The sequence below is a fragment of the Micromonospora sediminimaris genome (assembly GCF_016863575.1).
In the GTDB taxonomy this organism is placed as follows: Bacteria; Actinomycetota; Actinomycetes; order Mycobacteriales; family Micromonosporaceae; genus Micromonospora; species Micromonospora sediminimaris.
The window spans coordinates 45,710-71,070 of record NZ_BOPD01000032.1; the positions used below are offsets into that span (position 1 = coordinate 45,710).

At 69.6% G+C, this 25,361-nt stretch carries 21 protein-coding genes; 7 read left to right on the plus strand and 14 right to left on the minus strand.

From position 1 onward, the window contains the following. Positions 1-131 precede the first annotated feature (131 nt). From Vse01_RS23485 to Vse01_RS23495, 3 genes are all read left to right on the plus strand, one after another. On the plus strand, positions 132-1,619 hold the full coding sequence (locus Vse01_RS23485; RefSeq protein WP_093403056.1) for a DEAD/DEAH box helicase: 1,488 nt from the start codon (positions 132-134) through the stop codon (positions 1,617-1,619). A 138-nt stretch (positions 1,620-1,757) separates the two neighbouring features. Further along, a complete protein-coding gene (locus tag Vse01_RS23490) occupies positions 1,758-2,132 on the plus strand; it encodes a PadR family transcriptional regulator (RefSeq protein ID WP_093403054.1) in 375 nt (124 codons plus the stop codon). Beyond that, a complete protein-coding gene (locus Vse01_RS23495; RefSeq protein ID WP_093403053.1) occupies positions 2,129-3,529 on the plus strand; it encodes a permease prefix domain 1-containing protein in 1,401 nt (466 codons plus the stop codon). The genes Vse01_RS23490 and Vse01_RS23495 overlap by 4 nt, the downstream gene beginning before the upstream one ends. Positions 3,530-3,671: 142 nt before the next feature. On the opposite strand, the gene Vse01_RS23500 is transcribed toward Vse01_RS23495, so the two are convergent. Next, positions 3,672-3,839: a hypothetical protein gene (locus Vse01_RS23500; protein ID WP_232511165.1), complete on the minus strand. Its 168-nt coding sequence runs from the start codon at positions 3,837-3,839 to the stop codon at positions 3,672-3,674. Between the two features lie 200 nt (positions 3,840-4,039). Here Vse01_RS23500 and Vse01_RS23505 point away from each other — a divergent pair, with 200 nt between their 5' ends. After that, positions 4,040-4,345, plus strand: coding sequence for a type II toxin-antitoxin system RelE/ParE family toxin (locus Vse01_RS23505; protein ID WP_198413158.1), 306 nt, complete (start codon positions 4,040-4,042; stop codon positions 4,343-4,345). A gap of 2 nt (positions 4,346-4,347) precedes the next feature. After that, positions 4,348-4,647, plus strand: a complete 300-nt coding sequence (locus tag Vse01_RS23510; RefSeq protein ID WP_093403051.1) for a helix-turn-helix domain-containing protein — start codon at positions 4,348-4,350, stop codon at positions 4,645-4,647. A 22-nt stretch (positions 4,648-4,669) separates the two neighbouring features. Here Vse01_RS23510 and Vse01_RS23515 read toward each other — a convergent pair whose 3' ends face one another. Genes Vse01_RS23515 through Vse01_RS23525 form a run of 3 tightly spaced genes read right to left on the minus strand, consistent with a single transcriptional unit; the run spans position 4,670 to position 7,790 of the window. Further along, positions 4,670-5,416: a YqjF family protein gene (locus Vse01_RS23515; RefSeq protein WP_093403225.1), complete on the minus strand. Its 747-nt coding sequence runs from the start codon at positions 5,414-5,416 to the stop codon at positions 4,670-4,672. A gap of 43 nt (positions 5,417-5,459) precedes the next feature. After that, positions 5,460-7,052 (minus strand): GGDEF domain-containing protein, encoded by a 1,593-nt coding sequence (locus tag Vse01_RS23520; RefSeq protein WP_093403050.1) that lies wholly within the window; start codon positions 7,050-7,052, stop codon positions 5,460-5,462. 51 nt (positions 7,053-7,103) lie between these two features. Next, a complete protein-coding gene (locus Vse01_RS23525) occupies positions 7,104-7,790 on the minus strand; it encodes an MFS transporter (RefSeq protein ID WP_093403048.1) in 687 nt (228 codons plus the stop codon). 276 nt (positions 7,791-8,066) lie between these two features. Here Vse01_RS23525 and Vse01_RS23530 point away from each other — a divergent pair, with 276 nt between their 5' ends. After that, a complete protein-coding gene (locus Vse01_RS23530; protein ID WP_093403047.1) occupies positions 8,067-9,329 on the plus strand; it encodes a hypothetical protein in 1,263 nt (420 codons plus the stop codon). Positions 9,330-9,382: 53 nt separating this feature from the next. Here the strand turns inward: Vse01_RS23530 and Vse01_RS23535 are convergent, their stop codons facing one another. From Vse01_RS23535 to Vse01_RS23560, 6 genes are all read right to left on the minus strand, one after another. Further along, positions 9,383-11,779, minus strand: coding sequence for an RICIN domain-containing protein (locus Vse01_RS23535; protein WP_093403045.1), 2,397 nt, complete (start codon positions 11,777-11,779; stop codon positions 9,383-9,385). A gap of 130 nt (positions 11,780-11,909) precedes the next feature. Next, positions 11,910-12,761 (minus strand): sugar phosphate isomerase/epimerase family protein, encoded by an 852-nt coding sequence (locus Vse01_RS23540; protein WP_093403044.1) that lies wholly within the window; start codon positions 12,759-12,761, stop codon positions 11,910-11,912. A 7-nt stretch (positions 12,762-12,768) separates the two neighbouring features. Beyond that, a complete protein-coding gene (locus tag Vse01_RS23545) occupies positions 12,769-13,956 on the minus strand; it encodes a substrate-binding domain-containing protein (protein WP_232511164.1) in 1,188 nt (395 codons plus the stop codon). Positions 13,957-13,968: 12 nt separating this feature from the next. Then, on the minus strand, positions 13,969-14,952 hold the full coding sequence (locus Vse01_RS23550) for an ABC transporter permease (RefSeq protein ID WP_093403041.1): 984 nt from the start codon (positions 14,950-14,952) through the stop codon (positions 13,969-13,971). A 1-nt stretch (position 14,953) separates the two neighbouring features. Continuing rightward, complete coding sequence (locus Vse01_RS23555) at positions 14,954-15,928, minus strand: ABC transporter permease (protein ID WP_170863381.1); 975 nt, start codon at positions 15,926-15,928, stop codon at positions 14,954-14,956. Between the two features lie 31 nt (positions 15,929-15,959). Next, positions 15,960-17,468 carry a sugar ABC transporter ATP-binding protein gene (locus Vse01_RS23560; protein WP_093403039.1) on the minus strand — a complete coding sequence of 503 codons (1,509 nt, stop codon included), beginning with the start codon at positions 17,466-17,468 and terminating at the stop codon, positions 15,960-15,962. Between the two features lie 532 nt (positions 17,469-18,000). Here Vse01_RS23560 and Vse01_RS23565 point away from each other — a divergent pair. Then, a complete protein-coding gene (locus tag Vse01_RS23565) occupies positions 18,001-21,549 on the plus strand; it encodes a ThuA domain-containing protein (RefSeq protein WP_093403038.1) in 3,549 nt (1,182 codons plus the stop codon). Between the two features lie 136 nt (positions 21,550-21,685). On the opposite strand, the gene Vse01_RS23570 is transcribed toward Vse01_RS23565, so the two are convergent. From Vse01_RS23570 to Vse01_RS23585, 4 genes are read right to left on the minus strand one after another with little or no spacing between them, the layout of a single operon-like run. After that, a complete protein-coding gene (locus Vse01_RS23570; RefSeq protein ID WP_307818708.1) occupies positions 21,686-22,669 on the minus strand; it encodes an aldo/keto reductase in 984 nt (327 codons plus the stop codon). Next, the gene (locus Vse01_RS23575) at positions 22,666-23,538 is read right to left on the minus strand and encodes an amidohydrolase family protein (RefSeq protein ID WP_093403035.1); all 873 of its coding nucleotides are present in this window, start codon (positions 23,536-23,538) and stop codon (positions 22,666-22,668) included. Before Vse01_RS23575 ends, Vse01_RS23570 begins: the two co-directional genes overlap by 4 nt. Continuing rightward, positions 23,535-24,296, minus strand: coding sequence for a 2-dehydro-3-deoxy-D-gluconate 5-dehydrogenase KduD (kduD, locus tag Vse01_RS23580; RefSeq protein ID WP_093403033.1), 762 nt, complete (start codon positions 24,294-24,296; stop codon positions 23,535-23,537). Before kduD ends, Vse01_RS23575 begins: the two co-directional genes overlap by 4 nt. After that, entirely contained in the window at positions 24,293-25,318 is a 1,026-nt protein-coding gene (locus Vse01_RS23585) for a zinc-dependent alcohol dehydrogenase (protein WP_093403032.1), read from the minus strand. The genes kduD and Vse01_RS23585 overlap by 4 nt, the downstream gene beginning before the upstream one ends. Positions 25,319-25,361 lie beyond the last annotated feature (43 nt).

A 25,361-nucleotide genomic window follows, 5' to 3' on the forward strand; every position in this document is an offset into this window, starting at 1 on the left:
TAGGATGATCGTGCGACCCGCCTGACCGCGGGTCCGATTCGATGTCCCGGGCCCCGCGCCTTCGACGCGCCAGGCCACGGCCGGCACCGCAGCGCCGGGGTGGGACGTCCCCTTCTACGTTCGGAGCCTTCATGGCGGCACGCCGCCCGCAGCAACAGACCACCCCGCCCACCGTCCCGACCTTCGCCGAGCTGGGCGTGCCCGCCGCACTTACCCGCGTGCTGGCCGCGACCGGGGTGGAGCGGCCGTTCCCGATCCAGGCCGCAACTCTGCCCGACGCGCTCGCCGGTCGCGACGTGCTCGGTCGGGGTCGTACCGGTTCGGGCAAGACCTACGCCTTCGTCCTGGCCGTGCTCACCCGGCTCGCCGCAACCGCCGCGCCGCGCCGGCCCGGACGCCCCCGGGCGCTGATCCTCGCGCCGACCCGGGAGCTGGCCACCCAGATCGACAGCGTGATGGCGCCGCTGGCCCAGGCGCTGTCGCTGCGCACGATGACCGTCTTCGGCGGTGTCGCCGCCCGGCCGCAGATCACCGGGTTGCGCGCCGGGGTCGACGTCCTGGTCGCCTGCCCGGGCCGGCTCGCCGACCACGTACAGGCCGGGCACGCCCACCTGGACGCCGTCGAGATCAGCGTGCTCGACGAGGCCGACCACATGGCCGACCTGGGCTTCCTGCCGACGGTACGCCGACTGCTGGAGCTGACCCCGCGCAGCGGGCAACGGCTGCTCTTCTCCGCCACCCTGGACTCCGGCGTCGATGTGCTCGTCCGGCGTTTTCTCACCGATCCGGTGGTGCACAGCGTCGACTCGACCAAGTCGCCGGTCGCCGCGATGACGCACCACGTGCTGCACGTGCACGCCGAGGACCGGTTCGCCGTGCTTGTCGACCTGACCGCCGCGCCAGGACGGACGGTGGTGTTCACCCGCACCAAGCGAGGTGCCAAGACCCTCACCCGCCGGCTGGTCGCGGCCGGGGTGGCCGCGGTGGAACTGCACGGCAATCTGGCTCAGGGTGCCCGTACCAGGAATCTCCAGGCGTTCTCCGACGGTACGGTGCGGACGCTGGTGGCCACCGACATCGCGGCCCGGGGCATCCACGTCGACGACGTGGCCCTCGTGGTGCACGCCGATCCACCCGTGGAGCACAAGGCGTACCTGCACCGCTCGGGGCGTACCGCCCGGGCCGGCGCGGCCGGGACCGTGGTGACCCTGATGACCGACACGCAGGCCCCGGAGGTACGGGAGCTGACCCGCAAGGCGGGCATCGCGGCGACCACCACTCGACTGCGCCCAGGGGACGCGCTGCTGCGCGAACTCGCGCCCGGGGAACGGACACTTGCGGCCGCGCCGGCCGCGCCGGCCGCGCCGGCCGCGCCGGCCGCCCGGCCAACGGCCGCCCGGCGGGAGGCGTCACCCGCCTCCGCCGGCCGCAACCGGCGCGGCGGTAAATCCACCCAGGCCAGCTCGACCCGGTCCGCCTCAGCCAGCTCCGGGCGACCCGTCCCGGCCGGTTCAGGGCGGTCCGCCTCGGCCAACTCGGCGCGCTCCGGCGCTGCCCGGTCGGGTGCGGCAGCCTTCTCCGCCCGGGCCCGGCCCGGTGGGCGTGGCGGCGGTCGCTGAGCGACGCAGCCACCCGCCAACAGTCCTGATCAGCGCTTTCGAAAGCCCGCCGGCATCGCCGGCGGGCTTTCTTGCACCTCCCCAATACCTAGAACTACTATGCCTCATAGTTCTAGGTATTGGGGGTGGGAGAATCTCATGAAGGTCACCAAGGATCTCGTCGCCGCCTCGGCGACGCCGATGGTGCTCGGCATCCTGGCCGACGGGGAGAGCTACGGGTACGCGATCCTCAGACGCATCAACGAGCTGTCCGACGGCGAGTTGGACTGGACCGAAGGGCTGCTCTATCCCCTGCTGCACCGGCTCGAACGGCTCGGTCACGTGGAGTCGAGCTGGCAGTCGGTCCCCGGAGAACGGCGACGCAAGTACTACCGCATCACCGACAGCGGCCTCGCCGAGCTGGCCGAGCAACGTCGCCAGTGGGACACCGTGGTGAGCGCCCTCAAGGCGATCTGGGTCGACCCCGGCGACGTACGGCGTTCGACGACGATTCCCCTCGGAGGTCTGGCATGACCGCGCCCGGCAGCCCCGACGGTGGCACGCCATCCCCCGGCCCGGACGCGTTGGAGGACCAGTTCGCCCAGTGGCGTCACTACGTACGACGCCGCCCGGAGTTGCAGCGCGCCGACGCCGAGGAACTGGAGGACCACCTTCGCGGCTCGGTCGACGAGCTCATCGCCGCCGGCCTGCGCCCCGACGAGGCGTTCCTGGTCGCGGTCAAACGGCTCGGCGGCCTGGACGAACTGTCCCGCGAGTTCGCCCGGGAACACTCGGAGCGGCTGTGGAAGCAACTGGTGCTGACCGGCGGCGCCGATGACCCGGAGACGGGCAACCGGTCCCGGCGCGACCTGATCGCGATGATCGTCTGCGCGGTCGGCGCGGCCGTGTCGGTCAAGCTGCCGGAGCTGTTCGGCCTGGGCTTCCAACAGGACGGCGCCTTCTACGCACCCAACTTCGCGCTGTTCACGCTGCCCTGGCTGGCCGCGTACCTGGCCTGGCGCCGCCGGGCCGGCAGGGCGCTGATCGGGGTGATGGTCGCCCTGTTCGCGCTCGGTGCGGTGGCCGCCAACGCCTACTCCCTCGCGGAGGACTCCCAGTCGCTGGTGCTGACCACCATCCACCTGCCGATAGCCCTGTGGTTCGTGGTCGGCCTGGCCTATGTCTCCGACGATCTGCGCTCGTCGCGACGGCGCATGGACTTCATCAGATTCACCGGCGAATGCTTCGTCTACTTCGTCCTCATCGCCCTCGGCGGCGGCGTGCTGACCGCCTTCACGGTCGGCACTTTCCAGGCCATCGGGATCGACCCCGAGGGCTTCGTCTCGGAATGGTTGCTGCCGTGCGGCGTGGTGGCCGCGGTGGTCGTGGCGGGCTGGCTCGTCGAGGCCAAGCAGAGCGTGGTCGAGAACATCGCCCCGGTGCTCACCCGCCTGTTCACGCCGCTGTTCACCGCCGCGTTGCTGGCCTTCCTGGTCGCCATCGTCTGGACCACCGCCGGCATCAACGTCGAGCGGGAGGCACTGATCCTGTTCGACCTGCTGCTGGTCGTGGTGCTGGGGCTGCTGCTGTACTCGATCTCGGCCCGCGACCCGCTGGCCCCGCCCGGCCTGTTCGACCGACTGCAACTCGCCCTCGTGGTCAGCGCGCTCATCATCGACGTGCTGGTGCTGTGGGCGATCACCGAGCGGATCACCGAGTACGGCACCACCCCGAACAAGGCCGCGGCCCTCGGCGAGAACGTCATCCTGCTGGCCAACCTCGCCTGGTCGGCGTGGTTGATGCTGGGATTCATCCGTCGGCGCACCCCGTTCGCGGCCCTGGAACGCTGGCAGACCGGCTACCTACCGGTGTACGCCGGTTGGGCCTGGGTCGTGGTGCTGCTCTTCCCGCCGCTGTTCAGCTACCTCTGATCCGCCGCGCAACCCGAGCGGCCATCGCGTGCGGACAAGCGTCATCGCGACCCGTCCAAACGCGGTGGCCGCTTCCTCCGGCAATCGTCAACGGCGAGCCGCTGTGCGGCCAAGGGCCAGCATGACCTTGACGCGTTTGCGATCATCGTTCGGGCAGCGTCGCCGCACGGGGTGCCGTGGAAACGGCCGGTAGATCCAGCTCGAGGCCACCGGATCTGGTGAACCGATCAGTGAGTGCGGTGAACAGGTCGTTTGCCGGCGTATCCTCGACGATCGACGCCGCGAGGTCGTCGCGGATCTCGGCTTCCACGGAGCGGCCATGTTGCGCAGCGCACCGACCTTCCTCGGCTCTGTGGTCAAGACTGTGGCACCGGCAGCCGCCTGAAGTGCCTTGACGGCGAGAGTCGAACGACACGAATACCACCCTCTTCGGCGACGATGCTTGGCTCATATAGCATCGATGCTATGACTTGAGGTACCGTTGAGTTAGAGCCGGAAGTCGAAAAGTGGTTGGAGGGCCTGCCGGTCGCGCTGTTTGCTCGTGCGGCATTCTACGTCGACCTACTGGCCGAACAAGGGCCACTGCTGGGCGAGCCGTACACGAAACAGCTGGATGGGAAGCTACGCGAGTTGCGGTTCTACCTGGAGCGGCAAGCAGTCAGGATCACCTACTGGATCGCGTCGGACAAGCGGATCATCTTGCTGACCGTCTTTCACAAGACGCGTATGCGCGACGAGCGAGAGGTCGACCGAGCACGCCGGGTACTGGCCAGATGCATTGATGAGGCGCACCGCGTCGTGGAGAAGGAGAGCTAATCATGGGCGAGCGTAGTGATTGGGCCTCGCTGCGGGAGCGGCGGATGGCCGAGCCGGGGGCGGCGGAGGCGTACGACGCGACGCAGTTGGCGTTCGAACTTGGTCGTGCGATTCGAGAGCTTCGTGAGCGCCGAGGTTGGAGTCAGGCACAGCTTGCCAAGGAATCGGGGATGACGCAGTCGGCGGTCGCACGGTTCGAGGCCGGCGGCACCGTCCCGACCCTGCCCGTGTTGGAGCGGTTGGCGGCGGCCTTGGACGTGAGCCTCAGCGTCAGTTTCGAGCCACGCGACGCAGCGGCCTGAGTCGCCAGCGATCGCCTGCTGATCAGGCTCTGGGCTGATGCACGCTGGTCGGCGGGCCGAAGGCGACCGGCACCCCCGGTGAGTAGAGCACGCTTGTCGGTGGCCCCTGCGGCGGCGGCAGCCCGGCGGCGGTCACCAGTTCGTCGTCCAGGGCGAGCAGTTCCGCGTGGTGCAGCGGCCAACGTGGGTGCCAGTTCGGTAGGTGCCGGGTACGTCCGTACGCCCGGGTGTGCAGGCCCCAGCGGGCGGTGACGAAGTGGTCCAGCGGCGTCGGCTCGGCGATCGGCCCGCCGACCCGGACCTCGATCCGGCTGGTCGTGCCGGTCGGGCCCGGCCAGCGACGCCGGCACCGGTAGCTGAGCCGGTCGCCGTCTCGCTCCAGCTTCATGGCCGACCACAGGTACGGCAGCCGCAGGGTCGCCCGGGCGACCAGCACCGGCACCAGCCGGGAGGCGTCGAGCGAGCGGAAGACCACGGCCCGTCGGCCGGAGCCGTCCACGGAGTACAACCGGACGTTGGTCTCCCAGAAGCTGCCGAAGTACGGCACGCCGGGTCCGAATCCCAGCCCCAGACCGACCATCCGGAAGCCGATCAGCCCGACGTAGGTCAGCCCGTCGAGCGTGTCGGGGCGGGTGCCGGCCGGCAGCAGCGGTGCGACCCGCTCCGGCTCGACCGGCCAGTGCAGGAAGATCAGATCATCCCAGCGTTGCCGAAGGATCGCGCGGCGGAACCCCCGGATGGGCGCGACGTCGACCGGCTCGATGTCCACGTACCGATCCTGCCGGATCAGCGGACGCCGCGGCACCCGGCGGTCAGGTACCGGGGTGACGGCTGCCCATCCGGTTTCCGCCGGCCCGCTTCGCCGCGTACATCGCACCGTCCGCGTGCGCCAGGGTCTCTCCGAGGGTGTACGCGGAACCGCCCGCCACCCCGACGCTTACCGTCACCTGCCACACCGCCATCCCGGCCACGGCGTCGACGGCCCGCTGGGCGACCTGCTCAGCGGCGCCGAGGTCCGCCCCCGGCAGGATCGCGACGAATTCGTCACCGCCCAGCCGGGCGACGAAGTCGTCCCGGCGGACACTTGCCGCGACCACCTGCGCAACGGCCCGCAGCACGTCGTCGCCGGTGGCGTGCCCCAACGAGTCGTTGACGTCCTTGAACCGGTCCACGTCCACGATCAGCACCGCCACCGGATCGGTCCCGGCCGCCGTGGGAGTGGCCAGGCGCTCCAGGAAGCTGTCCAGGCCCCGCCGGTTGGCCACCCCGGTGAGCGGGTCGATCCGCGCGGCCCGTTCGGCCCGCTCGTGCTGCCACCGCAGCACGTCGTACGACTGCATGGTCACCGCCGCGTGCAGCCAGCGGTGTCGCTGACGCCACAGCAGTTCCGCGAGCGCGTCGCCGTAGGTGAGGCCCGGCAGCGCGTCGCGTGCCCCGGTCTTCGCCAGCAGCACCGCGTGCGTGCGGTGCAGCGCCGCCGTGATCAACCAGTCGTTGTCGGGAGAAAGGCCGGTCACCGCCTCCTCGATAACCCGCAGCGCCTCAGCCGGCCGCCCGGACCGGCTGAGCGCGACGGCGTGGAACGGCCGGCACAGCAGTTGCTCCTGGTGTCGCTGTTCGACGCCGTGCTCCTGCAACGACGCCAGTACCCGGGGAATGTCCTCCGCCGCACCGGCCGGGTCCTGACGGTCGGCGCGGGCGCACGCCGCGAACAGCGACGCCGAGAGCCGCCACACCTCCGCCTTGGGGCCGGAGGCTTCCGTCATCGCCCGCGCCGCGTGCTCCTCGGCCACCGTGGTGTGCTTCTCCGCCTCGGCGACCTGGCCGACCTGATACAACTCCAGGGCCCACATGAGGTTGAGCTCCGCGAGGTTGCACAGCCACATCGCCCGGTTGCCGTTGTCCGGGTACCCAGGTCGGCAGGTCGTCTCGTATGCCGCCTGGAACTGTGGCGCCGCCAGCTCGTAGAGACGCAGCTTCGCGTACCCGATCGCCAGCCCGGTGCGGGCGTTGCCCTCGATCACCGGATCCGGTTCGCCGGCCAGAAGGGCCGTCTCCGCGCGGACGAGGTCCCGCAGGACGGCTTCGATGTCGTACTCGGCGATGTCCTGGTCGCCGAGGCGGAGCCGCCGGTCGGCGCGCAGTGACAGCGCGCAGGAGCGCCACCCGGCGCTGTTCTCCCGCTCGGCGGCGACGAGCATCAGATCGGCGGCGGTGATCGCGGCGCGCAGGTCGCCGAGCCGGGTCAGCGCCACGACGCGCACGAAGTGCATCGCCGCCGGGCCGTCGCGCAGTTCCCCGGTCGGTTCCCGTAGCGCCGCGACCGCCTCCGCCAGCACCTGGGCCGCGCCACCGGCCTGCGCCTCCTCCAGTAGCCGCAGGGCTCGGAGGGTCACATCGTCCATGCGGTCTCCTCCGCACCCACCCAGGGGAAGAACAGCCCGATGGTACGGTAATCAGCTCTCTTCGATAGTCTCCGACCGGTTTGGACTCTGTGCCAGCGGTCGCCAGGCGGCGACAGCGACAACCGCCATCGTCACCCCGGCGATCCAGAACGGGGCCGTGCTGCCCCAGCTGCCGGCGATCAGGCCACCGAGAAGGGAGCCGACCGCCGCCCCGCCGAGATCGAGCACCGCGTACGCGCTGCCGACGCGGCCGAGCAGCCGGGACGGCACCAGCCGTTGACGCAGCGACGCGACGGTGATTCCCCAGACCATGCCGTGCGCGCTGAACACGACCAGGACGACCACCGATGGCAACAGCGCACCCATGGCGGTGTCGGCCAGCGTCTCCCCCGTACCGAGCAGAAAGAGCACCGCGTAGAAGATGACCACCGTGACGGTGTCGGTGGCGATGGTGACCGTCAGCGTGGCGAGCGCGACGGCCCGCACCAGGTTCACCGCCACCACCAGGCGACGCCTGTCGATCCGGTCCACGTAGGCACCGCTGAGCAGGGCGAACAACAACCAGGGCAGCTGTTGTACGAAGACCGCACCGGCGATCAGCGCCGGGCTCTCGGTGATGGAGGCGACCAGCAGTGGGCCGGCCGCCATGGTGATGCCGTCGCCGATGTTGGACACCGCCGAGGCGGTCCAGAGTTTGGCGAAGTCCGCGCCCAGACGCGCGGATACCAGGGCACGCAAGATTGCTCCTCGAACTGGAAGGGAACGGCCGTCAGGGGGCCGCTCCGCAGCGAGGAGCACCGCCACCGTCGGTGGACCGGCGGTGGACCGCACGGATCAGCGCACGGGGAGCTCTCGCGCCGGAGCGGCGGCCGTGTCCAGGTCGAGGCGCATCTCAACTCCTGTCCGTCGACGGATGTCGAAGCGGAGGGTAGTCGGCCGATCCCGTACGCCGGCACTGGATTTCGCCGTTTCGCGCCGAGCCGTGATCGCGACGTCGGTCGATACAGTGACGCGGTGGAGCAGATCAGCCGCCGGCGGTTCCTCGACGAGATGGTGGCCGTCACCCGGGACCGGCAGGCCACCACCCACCTCTACCTGATGCTGCGCGAGGGCGGCGGCATCGGCGTGCAGTGGGAGCAGCCCGGTCTCGACCATCTGCGGGAGTTCCGCGTGGTCGACCCGGACGGGCCCGTCTGCCCGCACTGCACGATCATCGAGACGGTCCTGACACTGGCCCCGGTCCTGCCGCTCGACATGCTGCGGACGGCCCGGGCTCGGGTGCAGTACGAGCGGATCCTGCGCGCCGGCATGCTGCCGGCGCCAGCGTTCGCCCGACAGTCGGTGAGCCGTGAGGTCACCTGGCTGGGAGACTGCCACGGCGCGACCGGCGATCCGCACACCGACGCGGACTGCGCCGAACACGCGGCGATCGGTCCGTCCATCGTCACCGACCTGCTCCACGTGGATCCCGTCGCGCCGCTGCCCCGCGCGCTGCTTGAGATGACCGACGCCACCGACGTCCGGGAACGGCTGCGGCTCGCCCGCGACTGGCGGGACACCGCAGCCGAGGTTGCCCGGCGCAGCCGATGGGCCGCAACGACCTGGGGCTTCCTGCGGAGTTCCGCGGTCCTGGGCGTCCCTACGGCCAGCCGGCCGGGGATGGTCTACGCCCTCGACCCGGACGCGGCGACCGACGACCGTCCCTTCACCGAGGTCGCCGCGACGGCGATGCGGTCGCTCTCCGGCCGGGATGACCTGGTCTACGCCAACCGGGTCTGTCTGGTACCCGACCCGGTGCCGGGCGGCGAGCGGATGCCCAGCTTCGCCGGTGCGGTGGACGTGGCCGCCGGGGAACCGGTACGCACGTTGCGGCTGCCGTCGAGCCGCCGGCCGCTGAGTCGGCTCGGCCGCGGAATCCTGCTGTTGTTCGAGGCGCGGCACGTGATGCTGATCCGTCACGTCCAGCGCACCCCGGACTGGGAGTCGGAGGCGGCGCTGCACCTTTTCGAGTTCGGCATGTTGGAGGAACTCGGCGGGCCCGCGTACACCTCGGCCGTCGCCGCGTACCTCGACGCGCTGCGCCGCGAGGGCGAGTTGCTCGCCCGACCGCACAAGGTCCTCGACCGCCGCGCGCGCAAGGCGCTCGCCGGCATTTTCGGCGGCCTCGACGACGAGGAACTGCACCTGTGGGGATCGGTCGCCTACCGCAACGCGATCATGGTCATGCTGGGCAGCCAGTCCGCCTTCGCCGAACACCTTCGACGTCAGGCGTCCTGAACCGAGTAACCCGGGTGGGTGGGGTCGGCACGCGGCCCCACCCACCCGGATCGTCAGTTACGCAGATTCCACTGCTGGTTGGCGCCGCCGTGGCAGGCCCAGAGGTGGACCACCGTGCCGTTTGTGGTGCCGTAGCCGCTGGCGTCGAGGCACAGCCCGGACTGCGCGCCGGTGATGGTGCCGTTGGCGTTGACGTTCCACTGCTGGTTGACCTGGCCGTTGCAGTCCCAGATGATCGCCAGGGTGCCGTTGCTGGTGCCCTGCCCCGACGCGTCGAGGCACTTGTTGCCGTACACCATGAGTTGCTTGCTGGCGGTGTAGGTCCAGCGCTGGTTCGTCCCGCCGTGGCAGTCCCAGAGCTTCGCCTGAGCGCCGTTGGTGGTGCTCGCACCTTCGACGTCCACGCACCGCCCGGACTGGGTACCGACGATCTGCACGCCCTGCGGGTTGCTGGTGCCGCCCTGCGGACCGGCCCCGGCCATCACCGCCTGGGCGCCCGAGGGCCAGTTGCCGTTGGTCACCGTCACGTTTCCGGACACGACGTTGCCCCGGTCGCCGTTTGTCACGTTGGTGCTGCCGTTCGTCGACCAGTTGTTGGTGACGGTGAAGTTGCCCATGTTCTCGGCGTACCAGTAGTTGGCGGTGGCCCAGGTGCCGGTGGACGAGAACACGTTGTTGCGGGCGGTGTAGTAGCGGGATCCCTCGTCGAAGTAGACGCCGAAGTAGCCGTTGGTCCGCAGGCAGTAGTTGTCGCTGATCAACCCGCCCGGGTTCGCCGACAGGGTGTAGATGCACCCGCCGTCGTTCATCTGCTGCATCACGTCGTGCACGTAGTTGCCGATGAGCCGGTTGTTCGACGCGGTGGTGGCCGTGGTGTAGCGCGGCTGGTAGTTGTACAGGCCACGGCCGGCGTAGTGCTCGCTGCCACCCGCGTCGTTGGAGCCCCAGCCGTACCCGATGGACATGCCGGTGTACGGCATGTTGTAGACCTCGTTGTACGAGACCGTGGAGTTGGTGACGTAGGTGGTGAGCACCGAGACGATGCCCCGGTACTCGATGCCCAGGTCGTGCAGGCGGTTGTTGCTGATGGTGATGTCCCGGTTCACCATGCGCTGGTCACTGGGGTGGTGGGCGTCGGCGCGTACGCCACCGACGACGATGCCACCGGCCGCGTTGCGGGCGATCTCGGAGCGGGTGACGGTGATGTTGCTGGTGCCCAGGCCCACCCCGCTGGCGTGGGCGTTGGCGTCGTTGCCGATCCCGATCGCCGTCTGCCCGAGGTTGACGAACTGTGAGTCGCTGAAGGTGATGTTGTTGGCGGCCGAGACCTGCACGGCGGCCGGCATCTGCTGCCAGTTCGGTCGGGTGGCCTCGAACTGCGGGCAACCGTTGTGGCAGGAGGAGAAGCTGGGCCAGTTCCAGTTGCCGTAGATGTAGGCGCCGGTCTGCTGGTCCACGTAGCCCTGGTTGCTGCTGGCCCCCAGCCAGGTCGTTCCGGTGAAGGTGATACCGGTGAACGTGATGTGGTGTGCCGGCGCGGCGTAGGTCCCGCCGAGGTTGACCAGGGACTGCTGCGTCGGCAGTTCCACGCTTACGCTGTTCATGTTCTGGCCGGCGAGCGGGATGTAGTTCAGCGCGCCGGTGCCCGGGTCGAGGTACCACTCCCCCGGCGAGTCCAGGAACTCGTAGGCGTTGGCCAGGTAGAGCGGTCCGGCCCGGTGCGGGCTGGTGAACGTGTCGTACCCGAAGTTGTTGTTGCTCCAGCCGGGCTGCTGCATCCGGATGAGGTTGCCGCTGATGCTCTGCACCGACACGTACCGGTCGGTGAACGAGTTGACGCTCTCCATCTGGATGCGGCTCTGGTTGTTCAGGTTGTTGAGGTAGCTCAGGGCGCCGCTGGTGAACCGCATGCCGGTGCTGTCCGCGGTGAAGTCCGCCCGGTTGACCTGGGTACGGGCCCGGGTGGCGAGCGCACCGTTTACGTACAGCTGGCGGGTGTCGGTGCCGGCGCCGACGTTGGCCCGCCAGATGTTGCGGCCGGCGTCCACCTGCGTCCAGCCGGTGACCGCCCGCGCGCCGCTGATCACGGGACGGGCCGACGGTGCCGCCTGCCAGATCACCCGGTAGCCGTTGGTGCCGGAGTCGGCGGCGGTGAACCGCAGCGGTGCGGAGAGCCGATAGACGCCGTCAGCCAGTTGCACGACGATGTCGCCCGACATTGAGCTGTTCATCGAGCGGACGGCGGTCTGCGCACCGGCCATCGAACACGGCTGCGCGGCGGTGCAACTGCTGCCGCCACCGGAGGGGGACGCGTAGAGGGTGGTGGTCGCGGCGAGCGCGGGGGCTGCGAACGTGGTCACGCCGGCCACGGTGGCCGCGGCGGTCAGCGCCACCGTCGCGGCCGCGGCCAGCACCCGTCGGGGTGTGCCGGGGGGTGGAGGTACGGACACGGGGGTCTCCTTACCTGGACGGGTGGTGCGGTGTGGTGGGTGGTATGTGGACGGCAGTTCATCATACGAATGATGTCTGCGCAAGGATCGACTGAGATCACCCCGTGGACCGGGCGTAGGGCGGTGCAGCTCAGCCGAGGATGCTCCGGAGATAGGCCAGCCCGTCCCCCGCGAGCCGGTCCGGTGACGGGGCGAGCGGGCGCCAGATCGAGGCGGCGGTCGCGATCGTCGCGTTCTCCGGGGTGAACGACTCGATGCAGATCGCACCCCAGTAGCCGGTGGCGGCCAGGGCGGCGAGGAGCCGGGGCCAGTCCAGGTGATCCGACCCGGGCGCGCCCCGGTTTGTGCCGCTGACCTGTACGTGCTTGATGTGCGGACCCGCCGCGGCCAGCGCCGCGTACGGGTTCGCCTCCTCGATGTTCATGTGGTACGTGTCGATCATGAGACCGACGTTCGTCGGCAGACCGTCGATCATCTCCACGGTCTGTTCGATCGTGTTGACCACACTGGTCTCGTACCGGTTGAGCGCCTCCACCCCGATGGACACCCCCCGATCGGCGGCCCGATCGGCAACCGGTACCAGCGCCCGACGGAAATCGGCGTAACAGGTCGCGCGTTCCGTCGGCGTCATCGGCCAGGTGCGGCCCACCGACGCATAGACCGGACCACCGACACACGGCGCGCCGATGATCGCCGCACTGTCCACGCACTTGTTCAGGTACGCCACCGTGGCCTCCACCACGGCGGGGGCGGCATTTACGAGTTCCCGCCCGGGCGGGGTGACCGCACAGACGCCGGCCGCGTCCAGTCCGTACCTGGCGAGCAGGTCCCGGACGCGGTACGGATCCCAGTCACCCGGCTGCTCGATCGGCAGTTCGACCGCGTCGAAGCCGAGCGCCGCGATCCGGGGGATCAGTGCGGTCAGGGCCTCGTCGTCGACCGGCGAGGTCCACACCCAGGGATTGACACCGACGGCACGCAACGGACGCCTACTTCCAGCGCTGCGGGTAACCCGGCAGGTCGGTGCAGCCGCACATCGCGTAGTGCAGCGGCGGCATGTTCGGGTCGAGATAGCTGTCCAGGTTCTCCTGGGTGATCGTCGGCTGGGGCAGCTTCCACGGGTCGGACACCTGCTGGCCGTCGAGGATTCGCAGCGCCGCGATGATCGGCGTACGCCACTGGTAGGTCGGGTACGTGGGCGCGATCGCGGTGAGCCCTTCGTCCTTCCACATCTTCAGGAAGTCGAGCTGGTCCTCGCCGTTGATCGGAGGCACCGGCTGACCGGCGTCCTGGAACGCCTCCACCGCCGCGACGGCGACCGCGCCCGCGTCCATCCAGACGCCGTCGATGGTGCCGTGCCGCTGGATGTAGTCGTTGACGATCTTCTTGGTCTTGGCCGGGTCACCATCGGTGAACTCGACCCCGACCACGTCGACCTGCGCCTTGTCGAACGCGACCTTGGCGGCGGACCACCGGGTCTCCAGTACGTCGACGCCGGGCAGGATACGCAGCGCGAGAACCTTGCCGCCGGGCTTCATCTGCTGGCTGACGAACTCCGCTCCGACGTGCCCGAACCCGTACCCGCCGATCGGGTTGATGAACGTCACCGGGCAGTCGGTGTCGACGCCACGGTCGAAGACGATGACCGGCAGGCCGGCGTCGCAGGCCGCCGTCACGGCCGGAGTGAGCGTGGCTGTGGTGTTCGGCGAGACGATGAGCGCGTCACAGCCCTTGCCGAGCAGGTCGTTGATGTCGGCGATCTGCTTCTGGTCCTTGCCTTCGGCGTCGACGTGGACGAACTCGGAGATCCGGTCGCCCTGCGCCTCGACCTCGGCCTGCATGGTCTTGAAGCCGACCTGACGCCACGGGTTGTTCAACGCCGCGTTCGAGAAGCAGATCTTGTAGGGGCCGTCCTTCTTGAACTTGGCGGTGTCCACCATCTTCGGGTTGAGCACCTGCTCCCACGGCTTGTCGGCCGGACCGGTCGGTGCGGCGTCGAGCAGCGCGAGTTCGTTGTCGTAGTCGGCCTGCACGAAGAACTTCGACTGCTCGCCGGTGCCGGCCCCGGCAGGGGGCGCCGAAGATCCGTCCGAAGGGGTCGCAGCGGGCTCGTCGGTGGCACAGCCGACGAGGGACACCAGGAGAAGCGCGGCCGTGGCCGCCATGCGTCGTTTCATTTAGAAATCCCCTTATCTCGACGTGGAACGTCGACTCGAGACCGCCACGGCGAACAGGATGATGGCGCCCTGAACGGTCGGTCTGAGGGCGCCGGAGACGCCGTAGAAATTCATGAGCGTGAAGAGCAGTTCGAGGGTCAGCGCGCCGAGCATCGCGCCGACGACCGAGCCACGTCCGCCCCCCAGGGCGACCCCGCCCAGGACGACCGCGGTGATGGCGCCGAACTCCAGACCGGCGCCGGCCTGGAAGGACACCCCGCTGTAGCCGCCGATCAGGATGGCCGCGACGGCGGCGGCGAGGCCGCTCAGCATGAAGGCGATGGTCCGGGTACGGCGTACCCGGGCGCCGCTCAGCTCCGCCGTACGTGCGTTGTCCCCGACCGCGACCAGGATCCGGCCGAAGTCGGAGCGCATCAGCAGCACCGCGAGCGTGGCGAGGACCAGCAGGACCACCAGGGCGTACGGGACACGGCCGAACACCGGCACGTCCTCGAACGCACGCCGGCCGAAGCGACGGAACTCCTCGGAGAGCCCGCCCTTGGGCGCGCCGTTGGACCAGAGATAGACCGCACCCACCAGGATCAGGAACATGCCGAGGGTGGTGATGAACGAGGGCACCCGCAGTCGCGTCGTGATCAGGCCGTTGACCAACCCGACGAGCACCCCGCCAGCGAGCAGCACCAGCACCACCGGCCAGGTCCGCGACGGATCGCTGTCGATCAGCCGGGCGGCGACCACGACCTGTGCGGTGACAAGCGAGCCGACGGACAGGTCGAACTCGCCCGAGACGATCACGAAATACTGACCCGCGGCGAGCAGGATGATCGGCGCCGAGCGGCCGAGGAACGACATCAGGGAGGCCGGCGCCAGAAAATCGGGCTGGCGCACGGCGACCAGAACCAGCAGCACCGCGAGTATCGCGAGCAGGGGCAGCAGGCCGCCGGCGCGTACCCGGGTCAGCTGGGGCGGCAGCGGGCGACGCTTGACGAGCTGCATGTCAGACGGCCGCCTTTCGCATGGCCCGACGGGCGTAGACGGCCACGGCGGCGATGATGATGGCCCCCCGGATCACCTGCTTGAAGAAGGCGTCCACTTCGAGTTGGTTGAAGATGGCGTCGATGCTGGCGAGCAACAGCACGCCGCCGAGCGTGCCGAGGACGCCACCACGGCCGCCGGCGAGAGCGGTGCCGCCGATGACCACGGCGGCGATCGACTCCAGGTCGTAGAGACCTTCGGTGCCCACCCGGGGGGCACCCGAGCCGAGCCGACTCGCCAGGTAGATCCCGGCGAGTCCGGCGCAGAGCGAGCAGAGCACGTGGGCGATGACCAGAACCCGGTCGTTGCGGACGCCGGAGAGTCGGGCGACCTCCGGGTCACCGCCGACGGCGACCAGATGGTGACCGAACCGGGTCCGCGCCAGCGCGAACCAGCATGCCCCGGTCACGGCGAGCAGCAGCAGGAAGGACAGTGGTACGGGGCCGATGCGTTGGTAGCCGAGGCTCTGCACGAGCCCGGGCGAGGTGCTGCCGGCCGGACCGTCGTAGCCGTTGTCGAGGTATCCCTTGAGCAGCAGCCCGACGCCGAGGGTGGCGATGAAGGCGTTGATCCGCAGCCTGGTGACGAGCAGCCCGTTGAGCAGCCCGACAGCAGCACTGACCGTGAGCGCCAAAGCGACCGCGGGCAGCAGCGCGCCGTCGCTGCCGTTCATCGTCTCGGCCGCGACGAGGGTGCTGAGGCTGATCACGTAGGCCACCGATAGGTCGAGCGACCCACCGAGGATGACCAGGGTCTGACCGACCGCGACGAGGCCCAGCCCGGCGGCGACGTGCAGCAGGCTCACCGTCGTCGACTGGTTGAACAGCTGACCGCCGTCGATCATGACGATCAGCCAACCGAGCGCCAGCGTGATGGTCAGCGCCACGAACACGCCAGGCACCGGCCGTCGCGCCGGCCGCAGCGACAGCAGACTCACGCCGCCGCCTCGCTTCGCTCGCTACGCTCGCTCACGCCGCCGCCTCCCGTACCGTCCCGACCGCCAGGGCGACGACGTCCTCCTCGGTGGCGCCGGCGGGCAGCTCACCGGCGACACGGCCGTCGCGCATGACGAGCATCCGGTCACTCATGCCGAGCAGCTCCGGCAGCTCGGACGAGATCATCAGCACCGCCGCACCCGCCCGGGCGAGCCGACGGACGAGATCGTGGATCGCCGACTTGGCGCCCACGTCGATGCCCCGGGTGGGTTCGTCGAAGAGCAGGATCAGCGGATCGAGTGCGAGCCACCTGGCCAGCACCACCTTCTGCTGGTTGCCACCGGACAGAAATCTGATCTCCTGGTCGTCACCGGCGGCCCGGACCTCCACCGCGGCAAGCAGCTCGCGGACGCGCACGGTGCGCGCGGCGCGACCCGACCGGGCCGGGAAGACCGCCCGGCTCGCGAGCAGCGCGTTGTCGAGCACCGACTGCCGGGCGACGATGCCCTCGCCCTTGCGGTCCTCGGTGACGTACGCGAGGCCGGCCCGCGTCGCCGCGCGCGGAGAGCGCAGCCGGGTCGGCCTACCGTCGATCGTGACCACGCCGGTGGTGAACGGCTCCACGCCGAACAGCGCGCGGGCCAGCGCCGAGCGTCCGGAGCCCTGCAGGCCACCGATCCCCAGCACCTCACCGGCGCGCAGTTCCAGGTCGACGTCGCGTAGTTTGCGGTTCCCGCCACCCCGCACGGCCAGCCGTACCGCGCCGACGTCCCCGGGTGCGGCCCGATCCGGGTAGTAGCTGGACAGCTCCCGGCCAACCATCTGGCGTACCAGGTCCTCCGGTGTGGCGTCGGCGGTGCGCATCGTCCGCACCAGGCGGCCGTCCTTGAGGACCGTGATCCGGTCGGACAGGTCGAAGACCTCGGTCAACCGGTGCGAGACGTACAGCAGGCCGATGCCCTGCTGTTGCAACCGTCGCACCAGGCCGTAGAGCAGTTCGACCTCGTGGTCGGCCAGTGCGGCGGTGGGCTCGTCCATGATGAGTAGGCGCGCGTCGAGCGCGAGCGCCTTGGCGATCTCGACCACCTGCTGCTGCGCGACCCCGAGGCGGCCCACCACGGCATCGGCGGGCAGTTCCGTCTCCCCGATGGTGGCCAGCAGCTCCGCGGTGCGGCTGAGCATCTGTCGCCGGTCGACCAGGCCACGCCGCTTCGGCTCATGGCCCAGGTACACGTTCTCTGCGACGGTGCGCTCCGGCAGGAGGTTGAACTCCTGGTGGATGATGCCGATGCCGGCCCGCTGGGCGTCACGCGGGCCGCCGAACACGCGTGCTCGCCCGGCGAACTCGACGGTGCCGCCGTCCGGGGCGTACCCACCCGAGACGATCTTCATCAGGGTGGACTTGCCGGCACCGTTCTCGCCCACCACGGCGTGCACCTCGCCCGGAGCGACGTCGAGATCGACACCGTCGAGAACGCGTACCCCGAAGAAGGACTTGCCAATGCCCCGCAGGGTCAGCAGCGCCGGGGGTCGAGCTGACATCAAGAATCCTTACGGATAGTAATCGCCAAGGGCATCGGTGCGCCACCTCGAAGTTCACTTAGGACCGGCCAGTCACCTGGCTTTAGTTATCGGAAGCGAAGCTTCCTGTTGTCGTGCTCAAACTTTCGCTTGACATGACCGAAACATCACACGTATGAAGATAGATGCTCGGGGATGGGTACGCAATCCCCGATCTTCCCGGACTACCGACTGGGCCGATGACCGGCAAAGACGCCGGGTCAGGTCCACTGGGGAACGCGGGCGCCGATGATCAGTCCCATCCATGTTGTCGTTAACATCAATTTATGTCCATATCGATACTATTTAGGCTCCTTGCCACCACGGGGCCCGGAACCCACCCGGGCGTGACTCTGCGTCACATCCAGCAGTGTCACGTCGGTACGACGAACCGTGCGAAGACCACCGCGCACGCCTCCCGTCGTGCCACACCAGGCACCACCCGACGTGCCGTGGGAGGTGACCGGACTCGTGGTCGCGCCCCCTGTTGCTCCACCCCCGACGAGGAGACGGCATGCGTCGTAAGACAGCCATCATCGGACTGATCGCCGGTCTGTTACTGGCGCTCGCGCTGGTCCAGCCGGCATCAGCGGCTCCGGAGTTCCGCGCCCTGTTGTTCACCAAGACCACCGGCTACCGGCACGACTCGATCCCGGCCGGGGTCTCGATGTTCCAGCAGCAGGCCGCGTCCGACAACTTCGAGCTGGTACACAGTGAGGATTCCAGCGTCTTCACCGCAGCGAACCTGGCCACCTTCGATGTCCTGATCATGTTCCAGACGTCCGGCATGGTGTGGACCTCGGCCAGCCAACGCCAGGCGGTGGAGGGCTACCTCGCCAGCGGCAAGGGCATCGTGGCCATCCACAACGCCACCGACATGGGCATTGAGGGCGAGTACCCCTGGTGGGACCAGACCATCAACGCGGGTGCGCACATGCCGGAGCACTCCCCCGGCGTCCTGCCCGGCACCGCCATCGTCGCCGACAAGAAGCACCCGTCGACGGCCAGCCTGCCGGATCGCTGGAACCGCAGCGAGGAGTGGTACAACTTCGACAAGAACCCGCGCGGTGAGGTGCACGTCCTGGTCACCGCCGACGAGCGCACGTACAACCCGGGCCCCCGCGCGATGGGCTCCGACCACCCGATCTCCTGGTGCCGTAACACCGGCGGGGGCCGGGTCTGGGCCACCGCGATGGGCCACGCCGCGGCGTCCTACAGCGAGACCCACTTCCGCAATCACGTCCTCGGCGGGGTGAAGTGGGCCGCCGGCAACGAGCCGGGCGACTGTGGTGGCACCGTCTGGGGCAACTTCGAGAAGCGGACCCTCGACAGCAACACCGTCGACCCGATGGCGCTGGCCGTGGCACCCGACGGGCGGGTGCTGTACGTCCAGCGCGGCGGCCAGGTCAAGATCTTCAAGCCGAGCACCAACAGCACGGTGACCGCCGGCACGCTCAGTGTCTACACCGGAGGTGAGGACGGGCTGACCGGGCTGGCCCTCGACCCGAACTTCGCCAGCAACGGGTACGTCTACCTGTACCACGCGCCGGCCAGCAGCTCGACCGACGTCAACCGGGTCTCCCGCTACACGCTCAACGGCGACACGTTGAACATGTCCAGCGGGGTGACCATCATCGACATCCCGGCCTACCGCGACCGGACGTACCCCGAACCCGGTCACACCGGTGGGTACATCGCATTCGGACCGGACGGCAACCTCTACATCGGCACCGGCGACGACGTCGCACCGAACCTCGACCCCAACTGGCAGGGCTACGCCCCGCTGGACTGGCGCCCGGGCAAGCACATGCTCGACTCGGCGCGTACCGCCGGCAACACCAACGACCTGCGCGGCAAGCTGCTGCGCATCCGCCCCTCCGCCGGTGGCGGCTACACCATCCCGTCGGGCAACCTCTACCCGCAGGGGACGGCGCAGACCCGGCCCGAGATCTACGCGATGGGCTTCCGCAACCCGTTCCGCTTCTCGATCGACCCGGCCAACGGCTGGGTCTACCTGGCCGACTACGGACCGGATCGGAACCCACCGACCACCAACCGGGGCCCCGAGGGCCTCGTCGAACTCAACGTGATCAAGACGCCGGGCAACTACGGCTGGCCGTTCTGCCACGGCGACAACCAGCCGTACGCGCCGTACAACCCGGACACCGGCGTGGTAGGCGCCAAGTTCAACTGCGCCGCACCGGTCAACAACTCGCCCAACAACACCGGCCTGACCAACCTCCGGCCGGTCGTCGCGCCCAACATGTGGTACGGCTACGGCGCCTCGCAGAACTTCCCAGAGGTGGGCTCGGGCGGCTCGGCACCGATGGGCGGACCGGTCTACCGCTACGACCCGCAGAACCCTTCGGCGACGAAGTTCCCGCCGTACTACGACGGAGTGCACTTCTTCTACGAGTGGTCGCGTGACTACATCAAGGAGATGCACTTCGACTCGGCGTCGGCGGTCACCCGGACCAACCCGTTCCTGCCCAACACCCGGTTCAACAGCCCGATGGACCTCGAGTTCGGCCCGGACGGCTCGCTCTACCTGCTGGAGTGGGGCACCAACTTCGGTGGCGGCAACAGCGACTCCGGCCTCTACCGGATCGACTACGTCCAGGGCGGCCGATCACCGATCGCCAAGGCCACCGGCACGCCCACGAGCGGCAACGCCCCGTTGACCGTGCAGTTCTCAAGCGCCGGGTCGGCCGATCCCGACCCCGGTGACACGATCAGCTACCTGTGGACGTTCGGCGACGGCACCACCTCGACGGCGGCCAACCCGTCGAAGGTCTACACCAGCAACGGCAACTACACGGCGCAGTTGAAGGTCACCGACAGCTCGGGCAAGACGGCCTTCGCCAACGTGCCGATCACCGTCGGCAACACCGCTCCGGTGGTCACCATCACCACGCCGGCCAACGGTGGCATGCTCACCTTCGGCGACCGGGTCTCCTACCAGATTACCGTCACCGACCCCGGCGGTGCACCGATCGACTGCAGCAAGGTCTTCCTCAACCCGGCGCTCGGGCACGACGACCACGCGCACGAGACCACGGACTACGCCGGCTGCTCCGGGACCATTCCCACCGACCTGCTCGGCGGGCACCCGGACGGCGCAAACCTGTTCTACGTGCTGAACGCGCGGTACACCGACGACGGCGGCGCGGGTGGCGCGGCTCCACTCACCGGCCGTGCCCAGGTGATCCTCCAACCCAAGCACAAGCAGGCCGAGTACTACAGCAGTCAGTCCGGCACCCGGGTCATCGACCAGGCCGGCGCGGAGAGCGGCAAGCGCATCGGGGACATCTCCAACAACGACTGGGTGGCGTTCAACCCGATGAGCCTGTCCGGCATCAACACCGTGAGCTACCGGCTGTCGTCGCCCTCCGGCGGCGGATCGATCGAGTTGCGAGCCGGATCACCCACCGGCACGCTGCTGGCCACCACCCCGGTGCCGAGCACCGGCGGCTGGGACAACTACCAGTCCACGCCGCCGGTGAACGTCACCCCGCTCGCCGGCACCCACACCCTGTACCTGGTGTTCAAGGGCAGCGGCAACAACTGGTTCGATCTCGACTCGCACACCTTCGGTGGTCCCGGAGTGGGAGTCGGTGACACCGGTGGCGGGATAGCCGGCCGTACGTGGACGCTCACCGCACAACACAGCAACAAGCTGATGGACGTCAGCGGCGTCTCCACCGCCGACGGCGCGCAGATCCACCAGTGGGCGGCCACCGGTGGCAACAACCAGAAGTGGCAGGCGGTCGACGCCGGCGGCGGTGCCGTCTATCTCCGGGCCGTGCACAGCAACAAGTGCGCGGAGATCACCGGCGGCTCCACCACCCCCGGCGCCTTCCTCCAGCAGGCCACCTGCAACAACAGCAACCAGCAGAAGTTCACCGTCGCGTCCACCGGTACCACCGGGGTCTACACGGTGAAGAGTGTGCTGAGCGGGCTCTGCATCGATGTCAACGGCGGTGCCACCACCGACGGCGCCCGCCTGTTGCAGTGGACCTGCCACAGCGGCACCAACCAGCAGTGGCGGTTCAGCCTGGCCTGACCGTCGCGACCATCGCGACCGTCAAGGACGCCCCGGTCGGGACCGGTTTCCGAAAAGCGGAGCCGGTCCCGCGCCGGTGCGGTCACACCCGCCAACGCGATGTGTGCTCGACGTCGTCATATCCGATCTTCGAGCGTCATCCTGCCGAGGCGAGCAGCCCGGTGGCGGCCAGTGACCGCCACAGCTCGTCGGGCACGACCGTGGCCGAACGCCGTACGGTCTCCGTCATCTGCGTTCCGTTGCGCACACCTACCACCGTGGAGACCACGGCCGGATGCCGGCGGACGAAGGCCAGCGCTGCCTGGGGCAGGGTGACACCGTGCGCGTCGCAGACCTCGGCGATCCGTCGGGCCCGCTCGATCAGCTCCGGTGGCGCCTGCTGGTAGTTGTAGAGCGCGTCGGCGGGCGGGTGGTCCCGGGACAGCAGTCCCGAGTTGTAGACACCCGCGATCACCACGCCCACCCCCCGGCTCTGCGCGAGCGGCAACAGGTCAGCGGCCGCACCCTGTTCGAGCAGGGTGTACCGGCCGGCACACATCATCACGTCCACGTCGGTTTCCCGAACGAACCGCGCCAGCATCGCCGACTGGTTCATGCCGGCCCCGATCGCACCGACGACGCCCTGGTCGCGCAACTCGACCAGGGCGGGCACGGCCTCGGTGGCGGCCTGCTCCCAGTGATCGTCGGGGTCATGCAGGTAGGCGATGTCGATCCGGTCCAGGCCGGTGCGCGCCAGGCTGGCCTCGATGCTGCGGCGTACCCCGTCGCGGCTGAAGTCCCAGACCCGGCGATGGCTGGCGGCAACGTCGAACCCCTCGGAGTCGCGCAGGTGCGCGTTCTGTGGCGACGGCACCAGGAGTCGCCCCACCTTCGTCGACACCACGTACTCGTCGCGCGGTCTGTGCCGCAGGGCGCTGCCCAGGCGACGTTCGGACAGCCCGAGGCCGTAGTGCGGCGCGGTGTCGAAGTACCGCACCCCGGCAGCCCAGGCGGTGTCGACGGCCGCGACGAACTCCTCGTCCGTGGTCGCCCGGTAAAGGTTGCCGCCCTGGGCAGCGCCGAAGCCCAACTCGGTGAGGCCGATCGCCGGACGGCGCGGCAGCACGTGGGTCCTCATCATGCCCCCAGTCGGTACGAACGCCGGGCGGTACCGCCCCAGAATGCTGCGCGCCCGGTCGGGTCGAGGTCGCCCAGCAGCTCCGTGACCGCCTCGATCCAGCGGGGGTACGAGGTGGCGAGCAACGAGACCGGCCAGTCCGAGCCGAACATCAGCCGCTGCGGCCCGAACACGTCGAAGGCGTGGTCGACGGCAGGTCGCAGATCTGCCGTCGACCACGGCGACCGGGGCACCTCGGTCGCCAGACCGGACACCTTCGCCGTCGTGTTGGCTGCTTTTGCGAGCGTCCGCAGGTCACGCTTCCAGTTGTCGAATTCCGGGGTGCCCAGCGCGGGCTTGCCGAGGTGGTCGAGGACGAAGCGCACCTCCGGCAGGTCATGGGCCAACCGGGCGGCCATGGGCAGCTGGTGTTGCCGAACCAGCAGGTCGAAGACCAGACCGGCGGCACCCACCGCGGCGATGCCCCGGCGGACGTCCGGACGGTCGAGGTAGGCCGGGTCGGTCTCGCTCTGCACGAGGTGACGGATGCCGACCAGGCGCTGCCCGCCGGGCGCGGCGCGTAGCCGGTCGAGACGGTCGGCGACGTCGTCGGCCGTCAGGTCGACCCAACCGACGACGCCGCCGACCAGGACGTCGTCGGCCGCGACCCGGAGCAGGTCCACGGTCTCCCGCGCCGAGGCGATGGACTGTACGACGACGGTGCTGGTGACACCCGCCGCCCGGGCCAGCGGGGCCAGGTCGGCCAGCTCGAAGTCGGCGTCGATGGTCGCCATGGTCACCGGGTCGATCCACGGCTGCGGATGTCGTGCCCGGACCCACAGGTGGTGGTGGGCGTCGACGATCCCGGCCGCGCCCGGAGTTGCGTAGGTCATCGGCCCAACCACCCTCCGTCGACCGGCAGCACGATCCCGTTGACGTAGTCGGAGGCCGCCGAAGCCAGAAATACCGTCGCACCACCGAGGTCATCGGCGGCACCCCACCGACCGGCCGGTATCCGGGCGAGAATCGCCTGGTCGCGCTCAGGGTCCTCGCGCAGGGCCCGGGTGTTGTCGGTGGCGATGTAACCAGGGGCGATGGCGTTCACGTTCACCCCGTGCGCCGCCCACTCGTTCGCCAGGGCCTTGGTGAGACCGGCCACGCCCGACTTCGAGGCGGCGTACCCGGGCACGGTGATGCCGCCCTGGAAACTGAGCAGGGACGCGGTAAAAATGATCTTCCCGTGGCCGCGTTCGACCATTGCCCGACCGATCTCCCGACTCAGCACGAACTGGCTGTTCAGGTTCACCTCGATCACATGGTCCCAGAGTTCGTCGGGGTGCTCGACGGCCGGTGCGCGGGCGATCGTACCGCCGTTGTTGACCAGGATGTCGATCGGTCCGAGCGCGACAAGCTCGCCGGCCAGCCGGCGCACGGCCGTACGATCGGCCAGATCGGCGCGCAGCCCGGTGAACCGTCGGCCGGCGGCGCGCACCCGACGCTCCACCTCGCTCCCCTCCGGTTCCAGGTGCGCGGAGACGCCCACGACGTCGGCACCGGCCCGGGCCAGCGCCTCGGCCATGGCCAGGCCGATGCCCCGCCGGGCGCCGGTCACCACGGCGGTCCGTCCGGACAGGTCGAACGGATTCGTCACCGGTTGCCCTCCCGCCAGTCCAGCAGCACCTTCATCACACCGCCACCCTCCAGCGCGGTGAACGCCGCGGTCGCCGCCTCGGGCGGGTCGACCCGGGAGATCAGCTGCCGTGCCGGGATCGCGCCGGAGGCGACCAACCGGATCGCCTCCGCCATGTCGTCACGCTGGTAGAGCCGGGCGCCGAGCAGCTCCAACTCGCGCCAGAAGAACCGGTGCAGGTTCACCTCCCGGGGCCGGGGATGGATCGCCACCATCACCAGCCGACCCCGGACAGCCAGCACCTCGACAGCGGTGGCGACCCCCGCCGCGGCACCGGAAACCTCGAAGGCGACGTCGGCGCCCGCGCCGTCGGTCCGGTCGGCGACAAACGCCGCCACGTCGATCGCGGCCGGGTCGACCGCCTCGATGCCGATGTCGCCCGCCACGGCGCGTCGAGTCGGGTCCGGCTCGACGAGCAGGACCCGCGCACCGCGACCCTGGGCGACGGTGCCGATGAGCACCCCGATCGGCCCTCCGCCCACGACGACCACGTGATCGCCCGAGGCCACCGCGCCCCGCCGTACGTCGTGCACGGCGACGGCGACCGGTTCGACGAGTGCACCGTGGTCGAGCGGCAGCTCCTCCGGCAGCGGCAGGACCAGTTCCGCCGGCACGTTCCAGACCGACTGCATGGCGCCGGGCGAGTCGATGCCGAGGAAGTCCATGGCGTGGCAGATGTGCGAGTTGCCGCGCCGACAGGCGGCACACTGCCCGCACCATCTGGTGGGCAGCACCGTCACCGGCTGGCCGACGGACCAACCGGTGACGCCCTCGCCCAGCGCCGCGATCCGCCCGGACATCTCGTGCCCGATGATGGCGGCGGCACCGACCCGGGAGTCCATGTCCCCGTGGTAGATGTGCAGGTCGGTGCCGCAGATCCCGGTGTAGGCCACCGATATCCCCAACTCACCGCGCCCGGGTGCCGCCGGCTCACGTTCCTCGATACCGAGATGCCGTGCTCCCCGGTAGACCACTGCCTTCATCGATCCTCCGTATCAACTCCGCACGCCGCTCGCGTCACCGGCC

What these genes read in the sequence shown, in the direction of transcription:
- Vse01_RS23485 (WP_093403056.1), top strand. Translation starts at nt 132, where the DNA reads ATGGCGGCACGCCGCCCGCAGCAACAGACCACCCCGCCCACCGTCCCG.
- Vse01_RS23490 (WP_093403054.1), top strand. Translation starts at nt 1,758, where the DNA reads ATGAAGGTCACCAAGGATCTCGTCGCCGCCTCGGCGACGCCGATGGTG.
- Vse01_RS23495 (WP_093403053.1), top strand. Translation starts at nt 2,129, where the DNA reads ATGACCGCGCCCGGCAGCCCCGACGGTGGCACGCCATCCCCCGGCCCG.
- Vse01_RS23510 (WP_093403051.1), top strand. Translation starts at nt 4,348, where the DNA reads ATGGGCGAGCGTAGTGATTGGGCCTCGCTGCGGGAGCGGCGGATGGCC.
- Vse01_RS23520 (WP_093403050.1), bottom strand. Translation starts at nt 7,052, where the DNA reads ATGGACGATGTGACCCTCCGAGCCCTGCGGCTACTGGAGGAGGCGCAG.
- Vse01_RS23545 (WP_232511164.1), bottom strand. Translation starts at nt 13,956, where the DNA reads ATGAAACGACGCATGGCGGCCACGGCCGCGCTTCTCCTGGTGTCCCTC.
- Vse01_RS23550 (WP_093403041.1), bottom strand. Translation starts at nt 14,952, where the DNA reads ATGCAGCTCGTCAAGCGTCGCCCGCTGCCGCCCCAGCTGACCCGGGTA.
- Vse01_RS23560 (WP_093403039.1), bottom strand. Translation starts at nt 17,468, where the DNA reads ATGTCAGCTCGACCCCCGGCGCTGCTGACCCTGCGGGGCATTGGCAAG.
- Vse01_RS23565 (WP_093403038.1), top strand. Translation starts at nt 18,001, where the DNA reads ATGCGTCGTAAGACAGCCATCATCGGACTGATCGCCGGTCTGTTACTG.
- Vse01_RS23570 (WP_307818708.1), bottom strand. Translation starts at nt 22,669, where the DNA reads ATGATGAGGACCCACGTGCTGCCGCGCCGTCCGGCGATCGGCCTCACC.
- Vse01_RS23575 (WP_093403035.1), bottom strand. Translation starts at nt 23,538, where the DNA reads ATGACCTACGCAACTCCGGGCGCGGCCGGGATCGTCGACGCCCACCAC.
- Vse01_RS23585 (WP_093403032.1), bottom strand. Translation starts at nt 25,318, where the DNA reads ATGAAGGCAGTGGTCTACCGGGGAGCACGGCATCTCGGTATCGAGGAA.